Source organism: Peribacillus sp. SIMBA_075 (genome assembly GCF_046534585.1).
Genome location: NZ_JAWRYN010000176.1, coordinates 1 through 387, shown reverse-complemented (window position 1 = coordinate 387; position 387 = coordinate 1). Strand labels below are relative to the sequence as shown.

Sequence of the window (387 nt, the reverse complement as noted above, 5' to 3'; positions counted from 1 at the left end):
CTGATCAGCTTTGGCAGATCAAGCGAATCGCGCGTCTTTCGAGACGGCGATACGCCAGCAGTATTGAGCAATCAACTACTCTATAATGGAGAGTTTGATCCTGGCTCAGGACGAACGCTGGCGGCGTGCCTAATACATGCAAGTCGAGCGGAACCATTGGAGCTTGCTCCTTTGGTTTAGCGGCGGACGGGTGAGTAACACGTGGGCAACCTGCCCTGCAGATCGGGATAACTCCGGGAAACCGGTGCTAATACCGAATAGTTTGCGGCCTCTCATGAGGCTGCACGGAAAGACGGTTTCGGCTGTCACTGCAGGATGGGCCCGCGGCGCATTAGCTAGTTGGTGGGGTAACGGCCTACCAAGGCGACGATGCGTAGCCGACCTGAG

1 rRNA gene is annotated in these 387 nt (G+C 56.6%); it reads left to right on the top strand.

Going from position 1 to position 387, the window contains the following annotated elements:
• Positions 1-82: 82 nt before the first annotated feature.
• Positions 83-387: ribosomal RNA gene (locus tag SB775_RS27690) — 16S ribosomal RNA — on the top strand; the annotation flags it as partial.